This is a genomic window from Candidatus Omnitrophota bacterium, from assembly GCA_040755155.1.
Taxonomy (GTDB): Bacteria; Hinthialibacterota; Hinthialibacteria; order Hinthialibacterales; family Hinthialibacteraceae; genus JBFMBP01.
Window position 1 is genome coordinate 56629 of record JBFMBP010000143.1, and the last position, 25812, is coordinate 82440.

Annotated in this window: 23 protein-coding genes; 5 read left to right on the top strand and 18 right to left on the bottom strand. The window is 50.2% G+C overall.

Annotated features, from left to right (window positions below; translation table 11 throughout):
- Positions 1 to 27 precede the first annotated feature (27 nt).
- Positions 28 to 639 (bottom strand): prepilin-type N-terminal cleavage/methylation domain-containing protein, encoded by a 612-nt coding sequence (locus tag AB1656_21730; GenBank protein MEW6238018.1) that lies wholly within the window; start codon positions 637 to 639, stop codon positions 28 to 30.
- Positions 640 to 683: 44 nt separating this feature from the next.
- On the bottom strand, positions 684 to 2078 hold the full coding sequence (locus AB1656_21735; GenBank protein MEW6238019.1) for a sugar-binding protein: 1395 nt from the start codon (positions 2076 to 2078) through the stop codon (positions 684 to 686).
- A 315-nt stretch (positions 2079 to 2393) separates the two neighbouring features.
- Here AB1656_21735 and AB1656_21740 point away from each other — a divergent pair, with 315 nt between their 5' ends.
- The 4 genes from AB1656_21740 to AB1656_21755 all read left to right on the top strand — a co-directional run bounded on the left by AB1656_21740 (position 2394) and on the right by AB1656_21755 (position 8659).
- Positions 2394 to 2936, top strand: a complete 543-nt coding sequence (locus tag AB1656_21740; protein MEW6238020.1) for a hypothetical protein — start codon at positions 2394 to 2396, stop codon at positions 2934 to 2936.
- A 66-nt stretch (positions 2937 to 3002) separates the two neighbouring features.
- On the top strand, positions 3003 to 3533 hold the full coding sequence (locus AB1656_21745; protein ID MEW6238021.1) for a sigma-70 family RNA polymerase sigma factor: 531 nt from the start codon (positions 3003 to 3005) through the stop codon (positions 3531 to 3533).
- Positions 3533 to 4402 carry a hypothetical protein gene (locus tag AB1656_21750; GenBank protein MEW6238022.1) on the top strand — a complete coding sequence of 290 codons (870 nt, stop codon included), beginning with the start codon at positions 3533 to 3535 and terminating at the stop codon, positions 4400 to 4402. The genes AB1656_21745 and AB1656_21750 overlap by 1 nt, the downstream gene beginning before the upstream one ends.
- 204 nt (positions 4403 to 4606) lie before the next feature.
- A complete protein-coding gene (locus tag AB1656_21755; protein ID MEW6238023.1) occupies positions 4607 to 8659 on the top strand; it encodes a WD40 repeat domain-containing protein in 4053 nt (1350 codons plus the stop codon).
- 48 nt (positions 8660 to 8707) lie between these two features.
- Here the strand turns inward: AB1656_21755 and AB1656_21760 are convergent, their stop codons facing one another.
- The 5 genes from AB1656_21760 to AB1656_21780 form a co-directional block, all read right to left on the bottom strand.
- Positions 8708 to 9334, bottom strand: coding sequence for a hypothetical protein (locus tag AB1656_21760; GenBank protein ID MEW6238024.1), 627 nt, complete (start codon positions 9332 to 9334; stop codon positions 8708 to 8710).
- Between the two features lie 182 nt (positions 9335 to 9516).
- Positions 9517 to 10074, bottom strand: a complete 558-nt coding sequence (locus tag AB1656_21765; GenBank protein ID MEW6238025.1) for an isoprenylcysteine carboxylmethyltransferase family protein — start codon at positions 10072 to 10074, stop codon at positions 9517 to 9519.
- Between the two features lie 29 nt (positions 10075 to 10103).
- Positions 10104 to 11258, bottom strand: a complete 1155-nt coding sequence (locus AB1656_21770) for a slipin family protein (protein MEW6238026.1) — start codon at positions 11256 to 11258, stop codon at positions 10104 to 10106.
- Positions 11255 to 11632: a GntR family transcriptional regulator gene (locus AB1656_21775; GenBank protein ID MEW6238027.1), complete on the bottom strand. Its 378-nt coding sequence runs from the start codon at positions 11630 to 11632 to the stop codon at positions 11255 to 11257. Before AB1656_21775 ends, AB1656_21770 begins: the two co-directional genes overlap by 4 nt.
- Positions 11633 to 11868: 236 nt before the next feature.
- Positions 11869 to 13641 carry a hypothetical protein gene (locus tag AB1656_21780; GenBank protein MEW6238028.1) on the bottom strand — a complete coding sequence of 591 codons (1773 nt, stop codon included), beginning with the start codon at positions 13639 to 13641 and terminating at the stop codon, positions 11869 to 11871.
- Positions 13642 to 13980: 339 nt separating this feature from the next.
- Between AB1656_21780 and AB1656_21785 the strand changes: the two genes are divergently transcribed.
- Entirely contained in the window at positions 13981 to 14610 is a 630-nt protein-coding gene (locus AB1656_21785) for a hypothetical protein (GenBank protein ID MEW6238029.1), read from the top strand.
- Here AB1656_21785 and AB1656_21790 read toward each other — a convergent pair.
- The 11 genes from AB1656_21790 to trxB form a co-directional block, all read right to left on the bottom strand.
- The gene (locus AB1656_21790) at positions 14597 to 14947 is read right to left on the bottom strand and encodes a helix-hairpin-helix domain-containing protein (GenBank protein MEW6238030.1); all 351 of its coding nucleotides are present in this window, start codon (positions 14945 to 14947) and stop codon (positions 14597 to 14599) included. The genes AB1656_21785 and AB1656_21790 overlap by 14 nt on opposite strands.
- On the bottom strand, positions 14889 to 15911 hold the full coding sequence (locus AB1656_21795) for a hypothetical protein (protein ID MEW6238031.1): 1023 nt from the start codon (positions 15909 to 15911) through the stop codon (positions 14889 to 14891). Before AB1656_21795 ends, AB1656_21790 begins: the two co-directional genes overlap by 59 nt.
- 108 nt (positions 15912 to 16019) lie before the next feature.
- Positions 16020 to 17033, bottom strand: a complete 1014-nt coding sequence (locus AB1656_21800; protein MEW6238032.1) for a DHH family phosphoesterase — start codon at positions 17031 to 17033, stop codon at positions 16020 to 16022.
- 51 nt (positions 17034 to 17084) lie between these two features.
- Complete coding sequence (locus tag AB1656_21805) at positions 17085 to 17735, bottom strand: methyltransferase domain-containing protein (GenBank protein ID MEW6238033.1); 651 nt, start codon at positions 17733 to 17735, stop codon at positions 17085 to 17087.
- A gap of 109 nt (positions 17736 to 17844) precedes the next feature.
- Entirely contained in the window at positions 17845 to 18795 is a 951-nt protein-coding gene (locus tag AB1656_21810; protein MEW6238034.1) for a glycosyltransferase family 2 protein, read from the bottom strand.
- Between the two features lie 145 nt (positions 18796 to 18940).
- Entirely contained in the window at positions 18941 to 19990 is a 1050-nt protein-coding gene (locus AB1656_21815; protein ID MEW6238035.1) for a PIN domain-containing protein, read from the bottom strand.
- A gap of 31 nt (positions 19991 to 20021) precedes the next feature.
- Positions 20022 to 21401: a DNA repair protein RadA gene (radA, locus tag AB1656_21820; protein MEW6238036.1), complete on the bottom strand. Its 1380-nt coding sequence runs from the start codon at positions 21399 to 21401 to the stop codon at positions 20022 to 20024.
- A gap of 15 nt (positions 21402 to 21416) precedes the next feature.
- The gene (locus AB1656_21825) at positions 21417 to 22961 is read right to left on the bottom strand and encodes an MlaD family protein (protein MEW6238037.1); all 1545 of its coding nucleotides are present in this window, start codon (positions 22959 to 22961) and stop codon (positions 21417 to 21419) included.
- 12 nt (positions 22962 to 22973) lie between these two features.
- A complete protein-coding gene (locus tag AB1656_21830; protein ID MEW6238038.1) occupies positions 22974 to 23780 on the bottom strand; it encodes an ATP-binding cassette domain-containing protein in 807 nt (268 codons plus the stop codon).
- Positions 23777 to 24592 (bottom strand): ABC transporter permease, encoded by an 816-nt coding sequence (locus tag AB1656_21835; protein ID MEW6238039.1) that lies wholly within the window; start codon positions 24590 to 24592, stop codon positions 23777 to 23779. The genes AB1656_21830 and AB1656_21835 overlap by 4 nt, the downstream gene beginning before the upstream one ends.
- An 81-nt stretch (positions 24593 to 24673) precedes the next feature.
- Complete coding sequence (gene trxB, locus AB1656_21840) at positions 24674 to 25612, bottom strand: thioredoxin-disulfide reductase (protein MEW6238040.1); 939 nt, start codon at positions 25610 to 25612, stop codon at positions 24674 to 24676.
- Positions 25613 to 25812: the final 200 nt, after the last annotated feature.

Below are 25812 nucleotides of genomic sequence, written 5' to 3' on the forward strand. Positions count from 1 at the left end.
AAGTCCTAAAGTCCCCCCGTCCCCCCGTCAGAAGTTAGGCGGGAAGCTTCCGTTATAAATTTTCCCGTCCACCATCAGGTTTCTAACGACGCTGGAATCGCCGCCATACCAGAAAATATCGCCGTTGCTCGAAATGCCGTTTGAAGGCTTATAGGTATTGCCGTAACCGTTATTGCGTTGGATGCCGAAGAAAGGCGTGGCGGAATAAAGGCCGTTTTCGCTGCGGTCGGGGCCGCGGGAGAAGATATTATAGGCGATAATTTTTCTCGATTTTTCATAAACGCCCGTCTCGTAAGCGGCTTCGAATTCCTGGCCGTTTAAGCCTTTGATTCTTTCTTGGAACGGATCGTGAGGCACGCTGCTGAGATAGGACACGGGCGAAGTCAAAAAGAATAGGCCGCAGGACGAACGGACGCGCCTCCCCGTGAAAATGTCGTCTTCCGATTCGGGCGGGTAGGTGTTGTTGTCGATGTTGTACATCTCATGCGCCTGGGCGATGGTGCGGATATCGCTGAATACCCGCGAGACTTTGGCGCGTATCTGGGCGTTGAGAAAATTCGGTACGGCGATCGCCGCCAAAATTCCTATAATGGCGACGACGATTAACAGCTCAATCAACGTAAAACCTTTTCTCAACATCGTTATGACCTTTCCAAAAGCAAGCGAATGGATTCAACTCTATTTTAATCGAAAACATCCCACGGCGAAACCGGAGATTTTACGCTGAGAAGACGGATATTTCCCCAATACGTTTCGTTGCTGTACGCAAATTCGTAGCTCGCATACAACCATTCCTGAGCGCCCTGATATCCCGGCTCGTTTTCGCCGTCCGAGTCGTTGATGGAGATATCGAATCCGTAGGTTTGATCTTGTTCCAATCCGCGGGCGGCCATATCCACCTCCGCCTCCACTTGCCATCCGCTCTTGTCGGCTTTTATCTTCGAACGAATCGTCAGCCAATCCGCGTAACCATCTTGATTGCCTAGGCCGTTATCGGCGCGCAAGGAAATCTGGGGCGCGTCGCTAGTGCTGCGGCTGTTGTCATGATCGATATAAATCTCCGTGCTGTCCTCTTCCCACCAGTAAGCTCGGTCGGCGACGACCACAACGTCATCGATAACGTCGATGCTGATATATAACTTCTTTCCGTCGTTTTGCAAGTAAACGGTCGCCGTTAAATCTTCCGGCGTTGGCAGGCGCCATTGTCCGTAAAATTGCGCGTGAACGCCGGGCCGCTCCGTCGAACTTCCGTTCCATGTTACATGATTGGCTCCCGCAATTTCCGCCGGTTCGATAACCCCGTCGATGTTTACCGCGTTCGCTGTCAGCGGCGCATCGATGAATTTGAAGCCCGATTCGATGGACGACGTACATTCGATGTCGTCGATATACCACGTTTCCACGCAGCCGCCATTGATTATGGAACCGTCGCTTTTAATTCGGCCATCGGCCAGATTGAAATACCAAAGGTTGCCGCCGGACGACAATTTGAGGCTCGTTTCTTCATCGTTAATTATGATTTTGGTACTTGTTCCGTCATCGACAAAGACGAAATGATTCCAATCGTCTTCCTTAATGGCGGGGCCGTTTACTCCGGCAGGATTGCCGCTGGAGACGAGGCGGAAATTTTGGCTGTTGAATGTCATCTCGACGCCGATGTAGTTTCCCTTAACCAAATCCGAACCTGGGGAGACGGAAAGATAGATCGTATTGAGCGAGTTGCTCGCAGCCATCCCGCTGAAAAAATCGTAATATACCCAAAGACTGACCGTTCCCACTCCCCCCGGCAGGACGGTGGGATGATGCGCGCCGATATTTTCCTGAGCGGAAAGGCTGAAAGTCAGCGACCGGTTGAGTTGCTCGTCGTCTCCCGCATCCGGAGTGTGATTAAAAAATTCCCCCGCCGCAACGCTCGTCGCGAATCCGCTGGAACGTCCTTGTCCTTCCCAATCGAAGGGCGCCCATGAGACCGAATCGGGAACGCTGCCATACCAAAAGAAATACGTTTCGTCCGCCGCGCCGGCCCGAATGGCCAATAAGCTAATGAAGCCAAGAGCGAAATAATAATACCTTTTCATCGTTGACTCTCCTTTTGTTATTTTGTTTTGCGATTTATTGACAATGGCGCCTATGTTTTCCCAATTCTCGGCAAGCATTACGGTTTGAACAAATCATGAATCTTCATTCGTCTCGAACGATGCGTTTAATTTTCTTATAGAAGCGTTTTTGTTGTAAAGAAAATACGAAAAAGAATAAATCCTTTTGAAGAATGAATGTTTTCTTAAAAATATTTGTTGCGTTTTTTAATCGAAAAATTACTTTTTCAATTACACGATAACCGATGAGAGGACGTTATTGAAGTATAAATTACAATTTTTCTTGGAGGTTAAGGAATGAATTACTCGCGTTTAGGCATTGGTTGGTGGATGGTTGCGGCTTTGCTTTTATCGGCGGGGCCGGCCGCTTTGGCTCAGGATGTCGAATTGCCATTGACCTGGCAAGGCAAAGGGAAAGCCGTTCTTCTGACGGAAGACGAGATTAGCGATTTTGAAATTCATGCAACGATCAAAGTCGATTCCGACGGTTGGGTCGAGGGCGAATTTGAGGCGGAAGATGGCAAGGCGGTTATTAAGCGCTTCTATTACGAAACCGCCGTCGATGGCGCGCGCAATCTCGTCATTGTTTTGCTGGATCAAAACGAAGAGAATCCGCTCCTGATCCTCTTGAAATCGCGCATCCTTAAGGATCGTCTTCTTTACGGCGAAGTTTATGTGAAGCCGTTCGAAAAAGAGGGCGAGATCGAAAAGGGACTCAATCTTGGAGAAAATACCGCTCAAGAAATTTACAGCGATTACGTTCCTCCCAGTCTGACCAAGGCTTTGAAAACCTGCAAGCCGATTGGCGGTTTCGCCCTCAACGGATCGTATGTAAAATAATCGTCAGGCCGAAAGATCGCCCGTCCGGGTTTTTCCCGGACGGGCTTCCGTTGGAGTGAAAAGACGTTGAATGCCGCCGAGGCGATTTATCTGGATCATATCGATCCCATCAAGCAGCGCATGAAATCCTGCATCTATCGCATTGTGCAGAATCCCGACGACGCAGCCGACGCTTTTCAGGATGCGCTGTTCAAAATCTGGAACTACTTGGAGCGCATCGACCATCATCCCAATCCCCAAGCTTATATTCTCAGCATCTGCGTAACGTCGGCGCACGATCTCTTGCGCCAACGCGCGCGCCATACGCGCAACGAAGTTCCTTTGTTAGAGGGCGTTTCCGTCGCCGCGCCCGCCGGTCATAGGCCGGGTTACGCCGCCGAAATCGTCAACGCCATCCAACAGGCGATCGCTTCCATGTCTCTGCAACAGGCGCAGGCCGTTTTTCTTCGGCTTTTCGAAGATGAGTCTTATTCGGCGATTGGCGAAGTATTGGGTTGCAAGGAAGAGACGGCGCGCTCCCACGTATCCAAGGGATTGTCGCAGCTGCGCTCCATTCTCCTCGATAAAAATATTTCTCTCCGCGAGGTTTATTCCTGATGGTTCCGCAAAATCCCAATGAGGAAGAATGGAAAAAGATTCTGGACGAAACGATGAACGATCCGATTCCGGAAAAACTCGACGAGAGAATGGAAAACGCCATCCGCGCGTTTCGCGGCAATCTGTCCAACCACCCGTATATTCAATCCACAAATCGGCGAAAGGAAGAGAACCGTTGGAACATTTGGCTTCATAGCTTGAAGTTAGCGTGGCCGTTGGCGCTGATTCTGATATTCGTGATGACGCTTCATTCTTTCTTATTCGGCAACAGCAATCCATCGTGGGCCGAAGTGACGAAGCAATTTAAATCCATCCCTTTTGTTCACGCCATCGTCTATGCGAAGGAAATGACGTCCGTAAAAGCCATGCAATTTGAAATATGGATGGGCGAAGGCGGCAAAGTCCGAGTGGGATGCGGCCATCAAATCGTTTTCGCCGACAAACGGGGCATCCAAAAAACCTACGATATCCTCCAACGCCGCGAAGCCGAGGCGGACGATAGCGCCGTTCACGTCGTCAAGTTGCTCAATTCCGCCGAGACCTTTTCACTGGAAACGGTCATTCGAACCGTTACTGGCCATAAAGCCGATCTTCGCCCCGTTCCCTCCCGCGTCGAGGGCGTTTCGAACGATCTGCGCATCTTCGATCTTGCTCCCGAAAAGTCTTCCGAACGCATCCGCATCTGGACCTTGCGCGAGAGCCTTTTGCCCATTCAATTGCAGCAAAGGAATCTCGAAACGGGCGAATCCATCGACGTTTTTTTCTCCTACCTGCAACAACAACCGGATTCGTTTTTCGATCCCCGGCAATTCGAAGCCATCCTGCAAGACGCCTCCAAAGAACCCGCCGAACTAATCGGAACTTTCTAAACTGGAATCGTCTGACGCCGTCCCGTTAGCGTAAAGAATTTTTATTTAATTTATCCATTAATTGCTAAAATAATATTAATTATAAATTATGTTCGAATTTGTTGACGTTATTTCAATCTTGCGTTATTCTTGCATGATATATCCGAGACTTATCGTTAATTGAAATCTACCCTGCTATTGGTTTGGGGAAAGAGGGGTTGCATCATGATTGTCTCCCATAGAACAAGCTTATTATTGATTTTATTGGCGTCGATGAGTATCGGCTTCAACCTGAACGCATCGTTGGGAGAATCCTTCGCCGTTGTACTCGCGGAGACGCCTACCGAAACTCCAAACGAAGAGCTTACGGCTACGCAGGTACTTATCAATCCAGATGTTCCAGCGCGCGAACCCATCGCCATTATGGGGATGGGAGTGGTGAACCGAGCGGTTTATTCGCCTGATAGGCGATTCGTCGCCGTCGCCAGCAACGAGGGGGCTTTTCTCTGGAATGTGGAAAACGACCAGCCCGAACTCGTTTATCAACTCATCCATCATACGGCTAAAGTCAACGATGTCGTCTTTAGCCGCGACGGTGAAGAATTGATTACCGTCAACGCCGATAAAACCATCAAAATATGGGATGCGGTAACAGGACTCGAAAAGCAAATCCTGACCGGACATCAAGCGGAAATCATATGCGCCGCCCTCTCGCCGGATGGGAATTGGTTCCTGACCGGGAGCCTGGATAAAAGCGTGAAATTGTGGGATGCCGAGAGTAAGGATTTGATTTGTACGTTCGAGGGGCTTCCCGAAGGCATAACGAGTCTGGCCATTGCGCCGGAAGGCAACGAATTTCTAACCGGAGGCCAGGGAGGAAGCATCCAGCGCTGGAATGTTATTACCCGAAAACAAAGCGGGGAATACTTGACGGAAAGAAAGGATTATGTCCACGGTTTGGCTTATTCGCCGGATGGCGAACAAATCGCCGCTCTGATTGGGAATCAGGTGATCTATCTATTGAATCGAAAAACGGGAGCAACGATTTATTCGGAGGGTTATAATTACGGCAGTTTTTATGTTATGGCGCCCAAAAGAGGAAGCGTGGTCTTCTCTCCTGATGGACGTTATCTTTTGAATACGGATAATTCGTACGTATCGCTAGAAAAATATGGATTCTTTAAAGGAATTAATGGTCAAATAGCGTTAAGAAACAGCAAAACAGGCGAATTAATAAGTAGGGTGATTTGTCATCCTCATTTTATATACTCCGCTTCCTTTTCTCCTGACGGACGCCGCATCATTACGGGAAGCTACGATACGACATGCCGAATCATAGATGTGGAATCCTGGCAAGAAATTGGACGTCTTGGCGGACATGCGCAATTTTTCCGGACCTATGCCTATTATATAGACGCATTCAAGCCGCGAATCGATTTTTCATCGGATGGGGAAAAGATTATTTCAGCGGCCGCTGATAATTCTGTTATGGTTTGGGATGCGCAAACGGGTAAAAAGATAAAATCCTTCGATCGTCATGGCGGAACAGTTTACTGCGCTGTTTTTTCTCATGACGGAAAATATGTAGCGACGGGAGGCGCGGATTATTACTTGCGGATTTGGAATTATCTAACAGGCGAAGAAACAGTAGCGATGTGGAACGGCTATCGGGTATTTGATTGCGATTTTTCCCAACATGATGCCTGGATTGTCGCCAATAAGCGCCTTTGGGATGTGAAATGGGGGCAACTCATTCAGACATACGACGTTCCCGAAACTGTAAATATGTCAAAAATTTCGAATTCAATGCAATGGATTTTAGCAGGATATCCTAATGGATTACAAATCAATGATTTGTACTCTGGAGAAAAAATTCTTAATTTGGGAAATGGACAATGGGGAAATGGACAATGGATTAATACTCTTTACGATATCAGCCGTGACGACCGATTTCTCGTTACAAGCGCTTATCTGTCAGAAGCCGACTATGATAATTCAAAAACATACATATCAATTTGGAATTCGGAAAATGGCGAATGTTTAAAAACATGGACAAAACAAAAAAATATAAGAGTTACATCCATATCATTTTCGCCTGATGGGGATTACATTGCTATTGGCAATAATGGCGGAAGTACTTCGGCATGGGTGGAAATTTGGAATTGGAAATCCGATAGAAATTCCCCTGTTTGGAGTTTTTTGACATTATCCCAAATCACCGAAGCGATCTTTTCGCCGGATGGCAAACGATTGGCGAGTATCGATGATTATGGAAGAATATTTGTATGGTATGTTGGCGATATTCTTTTCGAACCCACTCCCCAACCGGGAGAACCTACACGCACTCAGACGCCGATTCCCACCCAAACGCCGACTCTAACTCCGACAGTCACTCCCACCTTGTCGCCCACGCCGACTGTTATACCCTCCCGTTCCCTGACTTGGACGGAATTCAGTTCCGATTCGGCGAAAGGCGCTGGTTTGGGACCTGGATCGACTCCCTATGGTCCTTTAGCGCTAGGATTGAATGGGGATGGAGGTCCAGTGGTAGGATGGAGTGAGCTATTCGATATACCTCATACCTATTTCATCCAATGGGATGGAAAAACTTGGCAAGATATGGGAACCAGTTTGAAAGAGGAAAAACATTTATATATGTACATTCGAGTCAACCGCATTACGAAGGATCCTAAAGACAATAAGGTGGTCATGTCAGCCTCTAATGGGAAAAGTCAATTGCATAAATTCGATGGTCGAAATTGGGTTGTATGGGACAATTCTGGAAGAGGAGAAAATGATGGGAATTGTTTTTTTGCCGATCTGGCGTTTTTGCCCGATCATTCGCCCCTGATATTGTTTAATCATACCTCCTATTATCCTGAATGTATTGAGAAAACGAACATCCGTCTGCGTAAATTTGACGGGCAATATTGGCCGGATTTTAATCCTGGCTCTGCCTTCAAAAGCGGTATCGCCGATTGTACGGGAGCAGCTGATTTGCCTCAGCTGCAAGTAACGCGGGATTGGCGGGTTTACGCCTTGTGGGAGCAGGTTACCGCGGATAGCCGGGCGATCTTTTTGAAAATGTGGAATACTGCCGCCTGGGTGGGTTTGGATGGTTCCGCCGAAGGACTCGGTTTGGCGGAAGAGATGGGATGCCTCTCTCCGCGCGCCCTAGCGTTGGATGGCGAAGGACAGCCGATCGTCGCCTACGTTGATGGGGGACGCATCTATTGCCAGCGATACGACAAAGCGCGTTGGCGGGGATGGGAAAATCCCGCTGCCAAGCGGGATCAACTCAGCGAATCCAATAGCTCCTCGGCAGTGATCGTCAACGTTTCCGGCGATTATCCTGTAGTGATCTGGCATGACGACGATAGCGGCGCGCTCTACGCCAAGCAGTTCGACGGACAGCGTTGGCAACCTGCGGGCAAAGGAGCCGCATCCGGAAACGGCGTCGATCTGGGCGGACAGCAAGACGCCATATTGGACGCGGATGGGAAAGTCATCGTCGTTTACGCCAACGCGCAGGGAAATATTTATCTGCGGCGGTACGCTGAGCCAATCCCTACCGTCCAGCATAAAATTATAATCAATACGCCGACGCCCACGCTGACGCCTATTCCCGGATGGTTCGTACTCGACGGCTATGGAGGAATTCACGGCAGCAACCCCGATATACGTCCGCCCGTATTGCCTTATTTAGCGCCATTCGATATTGTGCGGGACATCGAACCCGATCCACAGGGCCGGGGATGGTATATGCTGGACGGTTACGGCGGCATTCATACGTCGTCGCCCGATCTCCCCATTCCCAATAATCTGCCCTATTTTGGATTCGATATCGCCCGCAATCTGGAGATTCGAAATACGGATGAGGGATACGCCTTTTATCTATTGGATGGCTATGGATGCGTACATACAAGCGTCGAGCGCTTTGATCATAGCGAATTGCCTTGGTTCGGCTACGATATCGCCCGAGATTTGGAACCGGCGCCGGACGGCAATGGCTGGTATATCCTCGATGGTTTTGGTTTTGTTCATCCTACGTCGAAATACCTGGCGCAAATCCCCTTGGGCGCCATTTGGGAACAGACGCCTTTGTTGAGAGGCATGGCGGCGTTTCCTGGCAGCCGTTTCGTTCTCATTGACGCTTACGGCGGTAGGCATACGAATCCCTCACTGCCCGTTTCCGACGCGGCGAACGGCTTGCCGCAGGATTTCTACTTTCCGAATTTCGATATCATTTGGGATATAGAGGCTATTCAGGGAAAATAATTGCGTTCATGCGATTAGAAGCCAGCCATGAGGAAGCGATTGATTCTCTTAACGCTGGTTCGTGCGGTGGCGGCTGGATGAGCGGTCTTCTGTCTGGCCTGCTCGTTTTTCCCGGCGCAATTGGACTTTGGAGGTGTCGATTTTGTCGAAGAGAGTGGTTTCGCCCAGCCTCAAATCTCCCATCTTGAATGGCATTTGATCCGGCGGGACGGGACGGAGGTTGTGATAGTTCATCCGCAACTGCCGTTTGAGATCGTCGATATACTCCGGAATGGCGTCCGGCCCTTCGGCGGCAATCATCCGGAAGAAATCTTTCAATTCCTGTTTGAGAGAGAGTGGAATTTCAATGCGGTTAAAATTGTCGACGGATAATAATCCCCGCCCCAGGCACCAGCAAATCATCTCCTTGTTCATGGATACGTCATTGCGCCAATCGAAGGCAGTGAGGATTTGATTGGCGGGCAGGCTTTGTCCCGAATGGATGATAAAAAGATAAAGCCGCAGCAGAGTTCGGAAAAAATTGGCTTCGCACTTTTCGTATTTCGCGCCGAAGGATTTGGGGTGATAGACGGGATAGGCTTTCAACGACGGATCGTATTCTGCGCCGAAGCTGCTTCCGCAAACGACGCATTTTAAATGATGCTTGGGTGTATTCGAACTCTGCGGCGACGCCACGCGCTATGCTCCTTCGCGATCGAAACGGCTAATTCTTATCTTTCTATCATAGCCTTCCTTCCGTCAAGGTAAATGGCGGCTAGGCGAAACGTTGGCTTCCTTTGCCGGCGCCTCATGGTTTTATACGATCCAAACCGGTTCCCAGAAGCGAATCGTTATCGAATATCGCTTGATGCCAATGCCTATGAAACGCCATATTTTTTCCAAAAAATTAAAAAACGAGGGACGAGAAAGGGCGTGTTCCGTTTATACTGCAAATACTCGTCCCCAAATCGCAACGCCATCTCTTTTTCTTCTACTAGTTTGATATAGGCAGCCAGGAATATAGTGAAAAGAGAAACGCATAGCATGGAGGCGTACGATGCAGCGAGAAAGGATACGCCAAAATAGGCCAGTATCGTTCCTAAAGCCATCGGATTGCGGCAAAAGGAATACGGCTTTTCCATTAATAATAATTTCGTGGCCATGATGGGAATAGGAGTTCCGCGCGCGAAGCGAAATTGCTTCCAAGCGGTCCATAGGGCAAGAAACAAACCGGCGGCGGTTACAACCAGTCCAATAGAGGACGCCCATGCAGGCGCACTAAACCGCCAGCGATCTCCTCCCGCTTTCGAAAGCCAAAAAAGAAAGGCAGGGATGCCGAAGACGAAGATCGTCGATCCGCAAGCCATAATGAGCAGCCGCGCTGAAGCGGAATATTCTTTTTGGCTCTGCCGAACAATACGCTGTATAAGATTCATGATTTATGCCTTTCTCTTGTTGCTCTTTATTACGCATTTTCATTAGGAGACGCGCATGTAGTATCGTTTGGCTCGCTTGCTGCTTTTGGGACATCTTTCCGGCTTTGAGAAAACTCTTGGCCGAAAGCCGTCAGCCCGCCAAGCGCTCCCAATCCCATCGTCTCTACGGCGGAGGAAGGCACGATAATCATCGAACCTTTTTGTCTTAGACCTTCGTAAACCATGTTCATAGCGCGCAAGTGGAGCGCGACGGGATTATCGCGGTAATGTTCGGAGGCGCGCGCGAATTTCTCGGCGATTTCCGTCTCCGCCGTTCCTAATATGATCCGGCTTTGCCGTTCGCGTTCCGCCTGGGCTTGGCGCGACATGGCGTCCTCGAGTCCTTTGGGGATGATAATATCGCGGATTTCCACCGCCTGAGTGGTGATGCCCCAAGCGCTGGTTTTCTCGTCAAGCGTTTTCTGGATTTCCTGGCCCAGACGATCGCGTTCGGAAAGCAGCACGGACAAATCGTTTCTGCCGATGGCGTTTCGCAAAGCGGTTTGGGCCGAGAGAATGACTGCATCCTCGAAACGTTCCACTTCCAGCACCGACTTTTCCGCATCCCAAACGATCCAGAAAGCGATAGCGTCAACGCTTACGGGCACCGTATCCGATGTCAACGTGGTTTCGGCGCTGAAATCCGTAACGCGAATCCGTTGATCGACGAATTGCGCCACCTTATCGATGATCGGAGTCATAATGAACACGCCAGGTTTGCGAATCCCTTTAAATCGGCCAAAACGCAATAGAACCGCTCGCTCCCATTGGTAGACGATTTGGATGGCGGGGGCTGCCAGCGAGGCAATAAAAATCGTAGTCAAAAGCGTCTCGCTATCGGGACGCAATAGCAAATAAGTAGTCAGGCAATCCGCTGTAGAGAGAATCACGACAGCTTCCCACACTTGGCTTATCCGGAATAGAATCCCCAAGACCAGCGCCGATCCCAAGCTCAATAGCACGGCATCCACGGAAAACTCGTGAATGGAAAGATGAGTAATAAGACCGGCAAAAAAGATCGCCACCAACAAAAAAACGTTTAGTGGAGAAAAGCGGAAATCCGCTCGCAAAGTAATGGCAAATTTTTCCGGGGAAAATGACTGGCTCTCTTTGCATGGATTCGATAACTTCGATATGCCGCTCATTTTTCTTTCTCCTTTCGTTGATGCAGTTCTTCGTATAAATCCTCAAGCGTAAATCCATATGACGAGGCGCGCGCCAACATATCGGTCAAAATCTGGTCCATCATTCGCTGGCGCTCAAGCCGGTCGATATCGGGTCGGCGATCGCTGACGAAAGTCCCTGAACCTTGCTGCGTGTCGAGCATTCCTTCGATCTCCAATTCGCGGTATGCGCGAATGACGGTATTCAAATTGATCGAAAGATCGACGGCGAGTTGACGGACCGTCGGGAGCTGATCGCCCCGTTGCAAATCGCCGCGGCCAATAGCGAATTTCACTTGTTCGATGATTTGCCGGTATATGGGGACGCCACTTTTCCCATCGATAAAAAATTTCATGGCGTTTCTCCAATGACTTATTGTAATAATCAAATATAACATTAATTCAATTTGCTGTCAAGAGATTTTTAAAATATTTTTTGGGGGATTGTTTTTTATTAGACTCTACAAGGCATTAGAAAATATTCTACGATATAACTTTCTGATAATATTAAATTTAATATGATAAACCTACAATTATTCTAGGATTATTTTTGGGTAGTATAGGATGGATTATAAAAAATAATTGCGTGTTTTTAACGGCAGGAAAACGGCAATTCGCGATTAACTATAATCAATTCGAGATTTTCTCCCCTATGGCCTTGGGCTTCCATAGAGGTTAATTGAACCTTTGCTTCTCCATATTTTTGGGCGACAAAGAAGAGGCTGACTAATGCGTCTTTTTCGTCCATGCAAGCGCCAGGCAGAGCGGCGGAAATTTTTTGACGCATGAGACCCCCTTCCGCGTTGGCTTGGAAAGGAAGGCCGAATTGGGGGATTACGGATATCTCCCGGCTCCAAGCGCCGCCGATCGTCATGCCGAGAAAGGCGAGTATTTCTTTCGAAAAATGAAAATCGAAAAGAACGTTGCATAGACGTCCGCCATCCTCCACGGCGATATCGACGCGAATCGCGTCGCCTGGCTTTACGGCGTATTGCGCCGGATTTTTCTCCATTCCGTCTGCGATCCAAACCAAATTCAATTTGGGCTGAACCGGCGCCAGACGGATTAAACAAGAAGGCGCGGCGATTTTAGCTGGTTGCTGGACGGGATTGCCAGGCGAGGCGGCGCGGAAAAAGAAATTGGCTAATTCCAGTGAGGCCGTAGATGGAGATATATTTCCAGCGGGGGAGATGGAGAAACGCAGCAACTCTCCGCCGCCGCTTGGGCCTTCATAAAGGGGAAATGGCGCGCTGCTCTGCAACGTCAGACTTCCGGGAGTATCGAATGAAGCGTGCACTTGGGCGTCGTCGGCGGAATTCTGCCACCACGAGCCGTTGCGTATGCTTTCCAGGCTGATCTTGACGATCTTGGGATCGTAACGGATTTCCGCAAAGAACCACGATAAATTTTCCGCCTCGCGAATGAAGAGCGAGATGTTTTTCGGCGGGCCTTCGGGATCTAAGGAGATGAAAGGCGTTTGAAATCCGACTTCCGTATTCCAGCCTGGAGGATACCAGCGGGGAATTTTGTCGCCGGGAATCCATTCCAAATCGATCGCCGCATCGATGCCCAACGGTGCGGTCTCTACGGCGGGTGCGCCCCCGCAGGCGTGAATATCGCCGAAAACGCTAAGGATATAATACCCCTTGCCAAAGGGCGAAAGTTCCAAGTCACAAGCCAACCCTTCACCCAAATCCGGAGCATCCGGTGAAAGGACGGCTTCTTTGTTCGTTAGATAATAGACCTTGCTTTTTCTTGTCAGGACGTAAAATCCGTCTTGATAAAACTCGATATCGAGGGCGGCGTCATTCGTCAACTGCAAACGATCGAATAGCATATAGTCGCTATTCGAACAGAGAACCGCGCCGCCGTCTTCGAATAGTATGGCGAGCCGTTTCCCGCGAGCGTCGTATTTGACGCCGGATAACGTTCGTTTTTCGTCGAAAGTTGGGAAAATCAAGGCGGGGCGGTCGCCTCGGCTGACCATATGATTTTTAGAGATAAACCATCCCCCGCCGCCGTTAGGAGTAAGGGCGAATTTTTTACTCTCACCCAAAAGCGGCCAAAACGAATAGGGTAGTTTTACGTTTCCGATGGGAATTACGGCGCCGTTGACAGCCAATTGAAAGCCGCCTGCATCCAGCGTTTCCAGATCGACGATGGCGGGAAGGGAATAAGTTTCTTCCGGCGGACGCACGATTTTCGGTTCCATAGTCTTAGCGCCAGGAGTAAAAGAGACGCCAATAATTCCGCCTCCTTTGTTTTGAATAAGAAAAACGGCGGATTTTACGGGATCGGCGCCGCAAGGCTTCCCTATCGCCGCCGTCAGAAGCAGTAAAAGAAAATACAATTGACTTCGATTCATAAAATAATAGTATAAATCCATTCCCATTGGAAAGAATAGACGGCAACGATTCTACTCAAGACCTTCCGCTTATCAAACGAGAATATGGGTATCAATGTCTCCGGCGAATGACGGACTATCGCACTATACTAAAGCCATGCGGCAAACTTTGAAACCGCTATTTACGTCGCTGTTGCTAGAGGTTCTTGCAAAAATAGTATAATTTTCTTTTCAATTCTCCCCCCAAGCTTGGGGGGAGTTAGAGGGGGGTTGATTTTTTTAGACTTATCTCAATCCCCTCCTAACCTCCCCCAAGCTTGGGGGAGGAATAATATAGTTTTGCAAGAGGCTCGCTAGATAATGAAAAAAACGCTTCTCGTGTATTTTCTACTGGCATTATGGACGATAACCGGCGTCCGTCCGGCGGCGGCGGATCGATTTACGCTTTTTGCGGGAGAAATTTTCATTGGAAATTACATCCGCGAACAAGATAAACGATTCGTTATCGATCGTTACGGTTATACGGACATCATGCCCGGCTGGGAAATTAAAAAATGGGAAAAAGGGGTGGATCTTCTTTTTCCTGCAAACGGCGAAATCATCGCTTCACCGACTGGTTACATAACTTTAAACGATCGCCGCATCGCGTTCCAATCGAAGCCGCCCGCCGAAGCGGGACATTTGGAAATGGTTCCACAACTCCAACTTTTTTGGATCGAGCGGCATCGGTATATGCGAGGCTATCTCATCAACCGGACGCTGTACGGCCATCAAACGCTGCTGGTGGAATTAACGTTTTACAATGCTAAAAATCTCACCGTTTATAAACAAGAAGCCAATATGTTCGACGTATATCCCATGACGGCCAAACCGTTTATCCTCGATACGCAACAGGCGCCTTGGGATGAAATCGTCCGCATCGCCGCAAAGACCGTATCGGGCGTCATGATGAAGCCGAGAGCGCCTTACTATTACCTCAAGTACAAGTAACTTTCGCTTTTTGTGATTTTTTTGTCATTCCGGCAACGCCGTCTTTCCAGTTCCACCATTTGAGAAGTTCTGGATCGCAATCTTCATGGGAAGCGAAATTTACGGCGCAACGGAATACGTACAACAAACAACGATCCGCTTTCCTGCCCAACAATTGGCAAAATCTCTCGTAAAGCGCTTCCGGATTCTCGTCCCTCAGGCCGGCGACGGACCGTATTCCCAGATTCCATAGAACTTCGGCGATGCGTTCGCCGACGCCGGGAATAACTCTCAGTTCCTTAAGAACCGACGGCTTCGACCGATTCGCTGGAGGGGGTGTTGTTGGTTTCATCTTCATGAGTATTCTCCTGTTCTTCCATCGGCGCCGTGGACGCGGCGGCCTCTTGAGAACAGCACAATCTTCTTTGCACTTCCTGCTTGATCGCCTCAAAATCGAAAGTGATATCGGCGAACTTATTTTTCAATTCGCGGCGAATAGTCAGAATGACGGGTTTGCTGAGCAGAATTTCGTCCAAGTGGGCTTTTTCCCTGACGAGGATGTTTTCCTGCTGCATTAGCCTGCGCAGGAGTTGTTCGTCGATGGGTTTGATGACGCCTTTGCTTTTCGCCAGTTTCAACACTTCCACCACTTTGGAAATCTCGCCGTTGTCCCGGTTTTTCAACGCTTCGCGGGAGTAACACTTGGACATCAAGTTGGATAGCAATTTGGGATTGTTCATCTGGCTCGACCAGTGGGAATCGCGTTTGAGACGCTTATTGGCTTCTTCCGCAATCGCCGCCGCATCCATGAAACGGTCCACTTGGAAATAGCATTCGGCTAAAAGGGCCATGGCGGGATGGTATTCGTGGCAGTACTTGAATACGTTTTCCAAATAATGGGTGGCTTTTTCGATATAGGAGGCGTGTTCGACTTTGAGGCAGGATTCGCCGATTTCGAAGGCGATGTCGTTGCGGTCGACGGCGTCGGAACTATGTTTTTTGGCGTGGGGGATATGGTTGTCCAAAACGCCTTCGGAGAGACGGTAGGCGTTTTCCAGGCGGGCGATGGAACTATGGCGCTCGCCGCACCAAGAAAATCCCTTGCCCAGCCAATATTCCAGTTCCCAGGACGATTCGTTGGCGAAGTACTCTTGGATTTCCTTGATGGCGTTGAGAATCTCTTGAATGGTTTTGATGGGGGTTTTTTCGCCTTCGGCGTGTTCGATCACATTTTCGAAAGCGGCTTTGATCCGAATATTGCTTTTTAGAAATTGAATGGCGTCTTGTTGGTTTTGTATGGAATGTTTTTCGAGAAAACTCATTGTCTTATCCTTTCGGCGCAACGTAGCCGGTAATCGAATTTTTCGTAGAATGCAAATCCATCAAAATAAGTCGGTTGTTTTTATCGATTTCACATCGCGATTCGCCGCTTACTCCCAATCGATCTCTCCTTTCCGGCAGCGTTCTTTTATGTTATCCAGCACCAGCTGGAGTACTTCCTCGATGGAGCCTTTGATTCTGGCCCCGGCGGCGCGGGCGTGGCCGCCGCCTCCAAATAGGCGGGCGGAGACGGCGATGTCGGCGCCGTCGCGGGAACGCCAACTGACTTTGACTTTTCCCTCCGGCTCCTCGCGCAAATAAATCCCGATGCGAACCCCCTCGATGGTGCGCACCATGTCGCAGAAGCCGTCGTCTTCCCACCAGTCGGCGTTGGCGCGTTCGAACATCGACAAGGTGGTGTACATGGAACCTACCTTGCCGTCCATGTAAACCTCGATGGTTCGATAGGCTTCGGACATCAGCCGCAGGCGGGAAAATCGCGTGGTGCCGAACACCGGCTCGTGAACTTTTTCCGGATTGACTCCCAAGCGAAGACATTCGGCGGCGATGGCGTGCGCTTCTTCCGTGGTATTGTTGAGATGAAAATTCTGAGTGTCTACGATAAGGCCAAGGTAGATCGGCTCCGCGATATCCAGCGTCAATCGTTTGTTCAAATGGCGCAGAAAACGGCGCAGGAGCATTGTCGTCGAAGAGGCGCGATCGTCCACGATGGAAAGGCCTTCGAAACTGTGATAAGGCGGATGATGATCGATGCAAATTTTTTCCGTGGGCGTTTGCGCCAATTCGGCGCCCAACTTGCCTAATCTTTTCCATTCGCCCGCGTCCACGATGACGATTGCTTCCCGGCTGGAAAAATCGATTTTTTCTTTGCTGTTGATTTTCAATTCCTCCGGCGAATAGAAGGGCGTAAACATAGCGCCTGGATCCTCATCCATTACCCACCAAACGTCTTTGCCCAGACGCTTGAGAATGCGGACTAAGGCGAGAGAAGAACCTACCGCGTCTCCGTCGGGCCGGATATGGCTGGCGACGGCGAAACGGGACGTCCTCTCGATGACGCCGTTCAGTTTATCCCATAAAGGAGCAAGTTCGTCTTGACGCAACGGCAAACACCTCGATCGGCGATAACGCCGAAAATAATAAAACGGAAATCCTTAAGTTGCAGGCGGCTTTTGAGCGAATAGGATAAGCAAAGAACCGCGATCGAAAAAGCCTTGTATTTTGTCTATCCATTTCTTAAGAATAAACGGCTGGCCGCCGCTATTCGCTTTATAGGGCGCCCAAACGGGATCGCCCATTTCCGGCGCGATGACGCCGCCCGGTTCGAAACCCGACTGGGCTATTATAGCGGAGAAGGATTCTCGGTTGAACGTGCGCTTAACGGCGCAGGAGGCGGGAAGGACGGGCCATCCGCTTCCATTCCATATTTCCGCGATCAAGTATCCCGTCGGCGCGGCGGCGGCGAAGGCGGCCTGCAAGGTTTTTTCAGGATGCTCGTCATAAGACAAAAGGCCGCGAATGCGAATCAAGTCGTAAGACGAGCGCGGGATGCCTGCCTCCGCTGGATGGCCGGTTATCATGAGGACTTGATATTCGTCGAACGCTGCCTTGGCGCAATCGGGATCGTCCGCAACGCCCAAACATTCCCAACCGCGGCTTTGAAAATAGGCCAGATAAGCGCCGTCCCCGCAGCCGAATTCGAGCATACGCCCTTGGCCCAATCCTGTGATGCGGGCAATTTCGACGAGCTGGCGCTCCGCCGCCAATCGATGATCGATCCAATCGTAGAAAGGCGAATGACTCATATTAATCCATCCATCGTCGTGAAGGCGTAAAAATCGAATAAAGGAATCATAAAAAGAGAATAGCGTGAAGAGAGGAATAGGCGCAACAAGAAAAGAGGGAAAAGAAGGATTATTTCGTCGTTTTTCGGGGCAGCCAAAAGCGGCGGCGGATGAACCCAATGGTCCAGAAATAAGGCGCTTTTATCGCCTGCGTAGAATAAGCCCGCAACAAGGGGATGAATTGTTTCAAAAAGCCGCAGCGCTTGATCCATTGATATTCGGCGGGGAGAAAAACGAAGAGAAAATAGCGCAGGCCGAAATGTTTGAAGATGAAGCGAAGGCGTCCCCGGTGGTATTTGTAATAATATTTTTGGCTTTGCTTCTTAGTGCCGAAAGTTTCGTAGTGCAGGACGACGGAACTGGGTTGATAGAGAATCCGATAGCCCATATCGTGAATGCGGCGGCAGATATCCAAATCCTCGTAGTAAAGCGGGAAGCCTTCGTCCAATCCTCCCGCCCGTTCCAGAAGATCGCGCCGGATGGCCAACGAGGCGCCGGTGATGTATTCCACTTCGCGGGGAAAATCGTATTCCCCCGTATCAGGCAATGCGTAGCCTTCGTGATACGTTAAGCCGTTGGGACGCATTCCGCCGCCAGCGAACTGGATGTTTTTCCCATCCAGAAAAAGCAGCTTCGAACCAGTAACGCCCACGCCGCCGCTTTCCTTGAAGGGGCGGATCAACTCAATCAACCAATCGCGGCGTACGGCCGTATCGACGTTGAGCAGAACGATGATCTCGCCTCGCGCTACTTTCACGCCCAGGTTGCATCCTTTGGGGAAGCCGTAGTTTTTGGGATTTTCGACGATGGTGATGCAATCCTGCATCTGACGGGCGATATCCAGAGAATCGTCCGTCGAGGCGTTATCCACCAGGAGAATTTCCTTGGGTTCGTAAGGATCGGATAAAACGGTTTCCAGACAGCGTTTGATGAATTGTTTTCCGTTATAGTTCAAAATCACGATGGAAACGAAAGGATTTTCGTTTTGAGGGATTCGATTTTCGGGATGGGGTCCATTCATTGCATTCAATTTATAAAAACATGGAAGTCCAACAAACTACTAATTCGTCCCGCTTACGATGGAATGCGAGATTCCATCTTCAAAGGATGGAATATGAGAATAAGAAAGCTATTTACGTTAATGGAATTTATGGAAAAGTAAATCCCTAGGCGGTTTTGCTTTGCGGCATATCCTCGATCGGTTTGGCGAAAATCATCCGCCCCGCTGAGGTTTGCAGAACGGACGCGGCGCTGACGTCCACGGTTTTTCCCATATATTTTCTTCCATTTTCCACAACAACCATGGTTCCATCGTCAAGATAGCCGACGCCCTGATTGGCTTCTTTGCCTTCGCGGATGATATGAATTTGAATTTCTTCGCCGGGGAGGACTGCGGTTTTCAGAGATTGGGCGAGCTGGTTGATATTCATGACCTGGATTCCCTCAATCTGCGCCACCTTGCTGAGGTTGAAATCCATGGTGATCAGCGTTCCCTCGTACTTTTTGGAAAGGGCGAGCAATTTTTTATCCACGCCGGCCAGATTGGGAAAATCCTCTTCCAATATCTCCACTTCGCAGCCGACGGAATTTTGCAGACGTTTGGAGATGTCCAGCCCCCTCCGTCCCTTGGATCGCTTGAAATAATCCTCGGAATCGGAAAGCGTCTGGAGTTCGTTGACGACGAAGGAGGGGATGACGATCAATCCTTCCAAAAATCCCGCTTCGGAAATTTCGGTAATGCGTCCGTCGATAAGGACGCTGGTATCGAGAATTTTGGCGCCGTACAACCGGTCTTCGGTATGGGCGAGGAGAGATTTGAAATTAAGACGGTGAGCGTTGCGCAATCCGATGGTAATGCCGAAATAGCCTAGAAAAAGATGCAGAGAAAAGCGCGTCATATCCGTATTGTAATGAGGTTGATTTTCCGGAATGACGTATTGAATCAAAACGGAGGTGGAAAGGCCGCATACCAGGCCGAAGAGGCCGATCAACAATTCCTGGGGGTAGGCGTGACGGATCTGGCTTTCGATGATGACGATGATAATGGCGGCCATGGCGCCGCAGCAAACGTAAATATAACGGTCGAAATCGCGGATGTAGGGATGATGCAGCGCCCATTGATGAACCATGAAGGTTACAATGATGATGAACATCAAGCGGACAACCCGCAAGAAGGGAGTATCGTTTTCAGGACGGTCGACGTATCGCGGTTTCATGTTAGACGGCCATTGGCGATCATAAGCGGCTCTATAAAGAAGGAAAGAAGGCTTCTTTCGCCTGTTCCACGGCTTTAACTTGGCGAATTCCTTCCAACGCGATTCCTTGCCGCGTCAGCTCGCGCCCGTTGCCTTCGGGAATCATTCCGTAATTATACCCCAATTGCCGGGCTTCGAGAATCCGCTGCCAGGCGCCGCGAACGGGGCGCAATTCGCCGGATAAGCCAATCTCTCCATATAGAATGTATTGCGAAGGAAGGGAAATGTCAAAAAAACTCGAAAGAATCGCTATGGCGATGCCCAGATCGCCCGCCGGTTCGTCAATGGTGATGCCGCCGGTTACGTTTACGAAAATGTCCCTTTGCCCCAGCGGGATTTGCAAGCGTTTTTCCAGAACGGCGAGGATCATGGCCAGGCGGTTGGCATCGACGCCGCTCACGGCGCGGCGGGGAAAGCCGTAGCCATGATAAGGCGCCGCAAGGGCTTGGACTTCGATAAGCAGCGGACGGGCGCCTTCCATAGCGACAGTAACGGCCGAACCCGGCGGCCGCTCCCCGCTCGCCCCCGCGAAAGCGCCGGCGGGATTGACGACTTCGATCAAGCCCGATCCGGTCATCTCAAAGACGCCGATTTCGTGGGTGGCGCCGAAGCGGTTCTTGGCGCCGCGCAACAGGCGGTAATGATGATGGCGGTCGCCCTCGAAATAAAGGACGACATCCACCAAATGCTCCATCATTCGCGGTCCGGCGATATTTCCTTCCTTCGTCACATGTCCGACTAGAATAATAGCCGTGTTCGTCTCTTTAGCCAATTGTACGAGAAGAGCGGTGCAATCGCGTACCTGGCCGACGCTGCCGGGCGCGGAAGATAGTTCCGACCACATTGTGGTTTGTATGGAATCCACGATGGCCAAAAACGGGCGCATCGATCTTATATCCGCTATCATCTCCTCCACGCGGTTTTCCGATTTGACGTACAATTCGGGGGGCAGGGAAGCGATACGCTCGGCGCGCAGTTTGATTTGAGAGGGGGATTCTTCGCCGCTGATGTAAAGTACGCCGCCGTATTCGGAAGCGATGCGGTCGGCGATTTGCAATAGGAGAGTAGACTTGCCGATGCCCGGTTCGCCGCCGAGAAGAATGGCCGATCCGGGAAGAACTCCGCCGCCTAACACGCGATTCGCCTCGGCGAAGCCGGAACTGTACCTCTGGCTTTCGGTGGATGATACGTCGCGCAAAACTTGGGGTTTGCTGGAGGTTTTTTCCTTGCCCAGGGTTTCCTCGCGGAGAGTGGGCGGGCGGGATAGCTCTTCCGCGGCGGTATTCCATTCGCCGCAGAGAGGACAGCGGCCGAACCATTTGCTTTGGCTGCCTCCGCAGGCGGAGCATACGTAAATGGATTTGTTTTTCATGGCCGCCTTGGAGTATTAAAACCGCATAATCATACCCACATTGGGATATCGCTCGTCCGTAACGTCCTGCAAACCGCCGACGAGGGAAATTCCATCCCAGATTTCGATTTCGGAATAAGCGTCCAGCCGTTCTTTATGGTTATGAGTGAGACCGACGCCCTCCAAACCTAATGTGAGCCAATCCAGAATGCGGACGTCGATGCCCGCCCCGACTTCCGATTCGATCATGCCGCCATGGAACGCGAAGACGCCCCAGCGATAACCAAATTGGGCTTCCAAATCGTTCGACGATCCCAGATTGTTTCCACCGGCGTATAGATAGAAAGCTTCGGAGGCGTCGTATTGAATGCCGAAGTCGGCGCGGACGTTATTATCGTCCTCGTCGAAACGCGGGCTGTCGGGATAGTAGCGCAGGTCTGTTACGAAGGAAAACTTCTTGGGAAAATCGGAAACGCCGGAAAGAAGGCCGGAAGCGCCGTTTACTGTATCTTTCGTGTTCTTGGCCAATTCTTTATCGTAAATAAGATTGTGAACTAAGCCTTCCCCTTCTTGAAATTCCCGCAGAATTTCATCGACGCGCCCAGATGCTTTTTTCGCCTGATCCGTTATTTCCCGTACATTTGTCATGGTCTTGTTGATTTCAGGTCGATTCTCTTCGATGATAGCGTCCATCTTGGCGAGAACATGAGTGGCTTTCTGGCCGGATTCGTTCAGGCTGACGGAGAAAGCTTTCAACTGATTCGACATTTCTTTCAGATCAGCGGCTAAATTCGTATTCAATTCGTCCGAAAGTAAAGCCGTGTTTTGAAAAGTTTTATTGGCGCTGGAGATCAGCTGATCGATCTCTTTTTTGTTGCTTGATATCAAGGAGTTGCCGTCAGCGATAAAAATTTCCGCCGTGGCGAGAAGTGTATGCGCTTGAGCCGTGGCGATTTCGATGTTTTCCAGGATTTTTTCAATGCGTTTTTGTTCGCCGCCGATCATGTCGTTAAGACTTTTTGAAAAACCCTCAAGATTGGCGATCAGTTGGATGATATTTTTCTGAAGCGACTCGTCGCCGAAAATAGCATTAAGCGATTTCACCGTTTCGCGGACATCGTCGGAAAGGGCGGCGGCGCTTTCGATAACTTTATCCAGCTCTTGCGGTCCTTGGCCCGTCAACCGCGTGGGCGGCGGACCGTCCTTGATGAGGGGAATTGCTGGATCCCCTCCCCCAAAGCCGATCTCCACATATTTTTCTCCCATCATCCCTAAGGTTTGAATGGTGGCGATGGAGTCCATAGAAATGATGGCGTTATCCGATACGCTGATCTCGACGACGATATAGTATTCCGGCGTAGGTTTTTTGACGGTTGCGCGGGCGATGCGTCCCACTTCGCCGATATCGAATCCCGCCTGTTTGACCGGGGCGCCTTTTTCCAAGGTGCCGATATTGCGAAAATAAACAGTATAGTTGGTATAGGAACGAGTAAAGAAAAGAGCGCCCATATTGACAGTGAAAAAGAAAAATGCCAATAAGACGATCACGACGAACAATCCGAGTTTGGCTTCCTTATCCATGAGAATCTCTTTCTACATATTGGAAAGCGGGCCTTCCGATTTGCCTTGAATGAACTGCTGCAGAAGAGCGTCGCCGGAGGCTTTGATCTCCTCCGGCGTTCCGTCGAATATGATTTTGCCTTCGAAAAGCATAGCCATCTTGGTGGCAATCTTGAAAGCGCTGACCATGTCATGGGTGATGACGATGGAGGTAACTTTCAATTCGTCTGACAATTTGATGATGAGATCGTTGATGGCGTCCGCCGTAACGGGATCGAGTCCCGTCGTCGGTTCGTCGTAGAGGATGATTTTGGGATGTTGGATGATGGCGCGAGCAAGCCCGACGCGTTTTCTCATGCCGCCGGAGAGTTCGGACGGCATCTTTTCCAGTATGTCGCCTAATCGAACCATGCGCAGCACATCGATGACCCGGTCGCGGATATCGTTTTCGCTATGGGCGCCTTCTTCATAAAGCGAGAAACCGACGTTGTGAAGAATATCGAGCGAATCGAAAAGCGCCGCATTCTGAAAAAGAACGCCGATTTTTTTTCTTACGGGAAGCAACTGTTTTTCGTTGTACGTTGAGATTTCCTCGCCGTCCACGTAAACTAAGCCTTCATCGGGTTGGAAAAGGCCGCAGATATGTTTGAAAAGGACGCTTTTGCCCTCGCCGCTGCGGCCCATGACTACGCGGGTTTCGCCCGATGCGATTGATAACGAAGCGCCGCCAAGAATTTTTCTTCCCCCCAGCCGTTTATGCACATTGACCAACCGCACCATCTCGCCATTGCCGGAGGGTTGCGAAGAAGACGCCGTGCGGACTTCGGCGGAAGCCTTCATGAGGGTAGCAGTTGAATAATCCATGATGTCAATAGGAAATTAGCGATCAATATGAGTATGGACGCCATAACCACCGATTCCGTGGTGGCGCGGCCTACGCCTTCCGCGCCGAATCCGGTTTGAAATCCTTTATAGCAGCCAACGATGGCCACAATCATTCCAAAAAATATTGTTTTGATTAATCCGCCGATATAGTCGGGAAGCGTTAGAAATTTCCACGTGTTAGTCAAATACAAACCGGGAGTAATTTGCAAAACCAGCACGCCTACCACGAAGCCCCCGGCGATTCCGACGGTGATGGCGAGAACAGTCAGGGCGGGAAACATGAGCGTCGCCGCGATGAAGCGCGGGACGACGAGATAACTGATGGGATTCGTTCCCAGCGTTTTGAGGGCGTCGATCTGTTCCGTTACTTTCATCGTGCCGATCTCCGCCGCGATGCCCGCCGCCACACGGCCCGCCAACACGACGGAAGTGAGCACCGGTCCGATCTCGCGGGTAAAACTCTTGGCGGAGATGCCGCTGGAATAAATCTTCATGCCCAATGGCTTCAACTGAACGCCGGTCTGTAAAACCAGCACCATCCCCGTAAAGGCGGCGGTGAGCAGGGCGATAGGAACCGACATGACGCCGATGGCAACCATTTGTTCCACGGTGAGACGAATCCGCCACGGCGGCTGCACGCTCAAGGCGACGGTTTGCAGGAAAAGATGAGTCAATTCGCCGGCGCGCTCGAAAATCAGCCGCGTATTTCGTCCTATATTCGATAAAAATCGAAAGGAGGCGTTTTGTTTTTGCGTAATGGCATTCATTGGAGAACCGAATTTTCGTTTACGGCCCAACTGCTTTCCAGCGCCGATACCTAGCCGTATGCGTTGCGGATGATAGTCTTGCTATCCCCTCGCCTTCAATTCATCTACGTATTTCGTCGCCGCAATAGCGGCGGTAACGCCGTCTCCCGCCGAACTCGCCAATTGCTTGGCCGCCTCGATGCGGCAATCCCCGCATGCGAAAACGCCGGGAAGGGATGTTCTCATCCATAGATCAACTTTAATTAAGCCGTGATCGTCCATATCTACAAGGTTTTCCACCAATTTCGTGTTGGGGATGTGACCTACGAAGATGAAGACGCCATCGATGGGATGAAGACGAGTTTCTTCCGTCTTGACGTTTTTCAACGTCACGCCGGTTACTTTATTTTTATCGCTATGAATTTCAATCACTGCCGAATCCCAAACGAATTTCATCTTCTCATGGGAAAGAGCGCGTTCCTGGAGAATTTTACTCGCCCGCAGCTGATCTCGGCGATGGACGATGGTAACGCTGGAAGCGAAGCGGGTAAGGAAAATCCCCTCTTCCACCGCCGCGTCTCCGCCCCCTACGACGATAACGTCCTTATTGCGGAAAAAAGCCCCGTCGCAGGTGGCGCAATAGGATACGCCCGTCCCGATGTTTTTGTTTTCACCGGGAACGTTCAACTTGCGGGGATCGGCCCCCATGGCGCAGATCACCGATAAGGCTTCATATTCTTTATTGTCGGCGGCGACGATAAAACCTTTCATTATAGGACGGATTTCCCGCACCGTTGCGTTGATCAATTCGGCGCCGAAATGTTCCGCTTGTTTCTGAAAGAGCTCGGCGAGTTGCAGACCGGGGACGCTTTGCGGGAAGCCGGGATAATTCTCTACGGCTTCCGTTAAAGATATCTGGCCGCCGGTCGCGCCTTTTTCTACGATCAGAGTGCGAAGCCGTCCGCGGGCGGCGTAAATGGCGGCGGCAAGCCCCGCCGGACCTCCGCCGATGATAAGGCAGTCGTAAATCGCATCAGGCATTCGTTTTTCCTTTTTCTTTTTTATATATTAAACTGGGCAATAGAGAATTTATAAAGGATAGTCGATCGTATTAAACTGGCAAGATTGAATTTCATGGCGAATTCACGAGATTTTGTCCATAAGGAGATGGGTTGATTCTCGCTTCGATTGCAGGCAGTATGAGAAAGCTGTTTCGGCGAGACTGGACGATCGAAATAAAA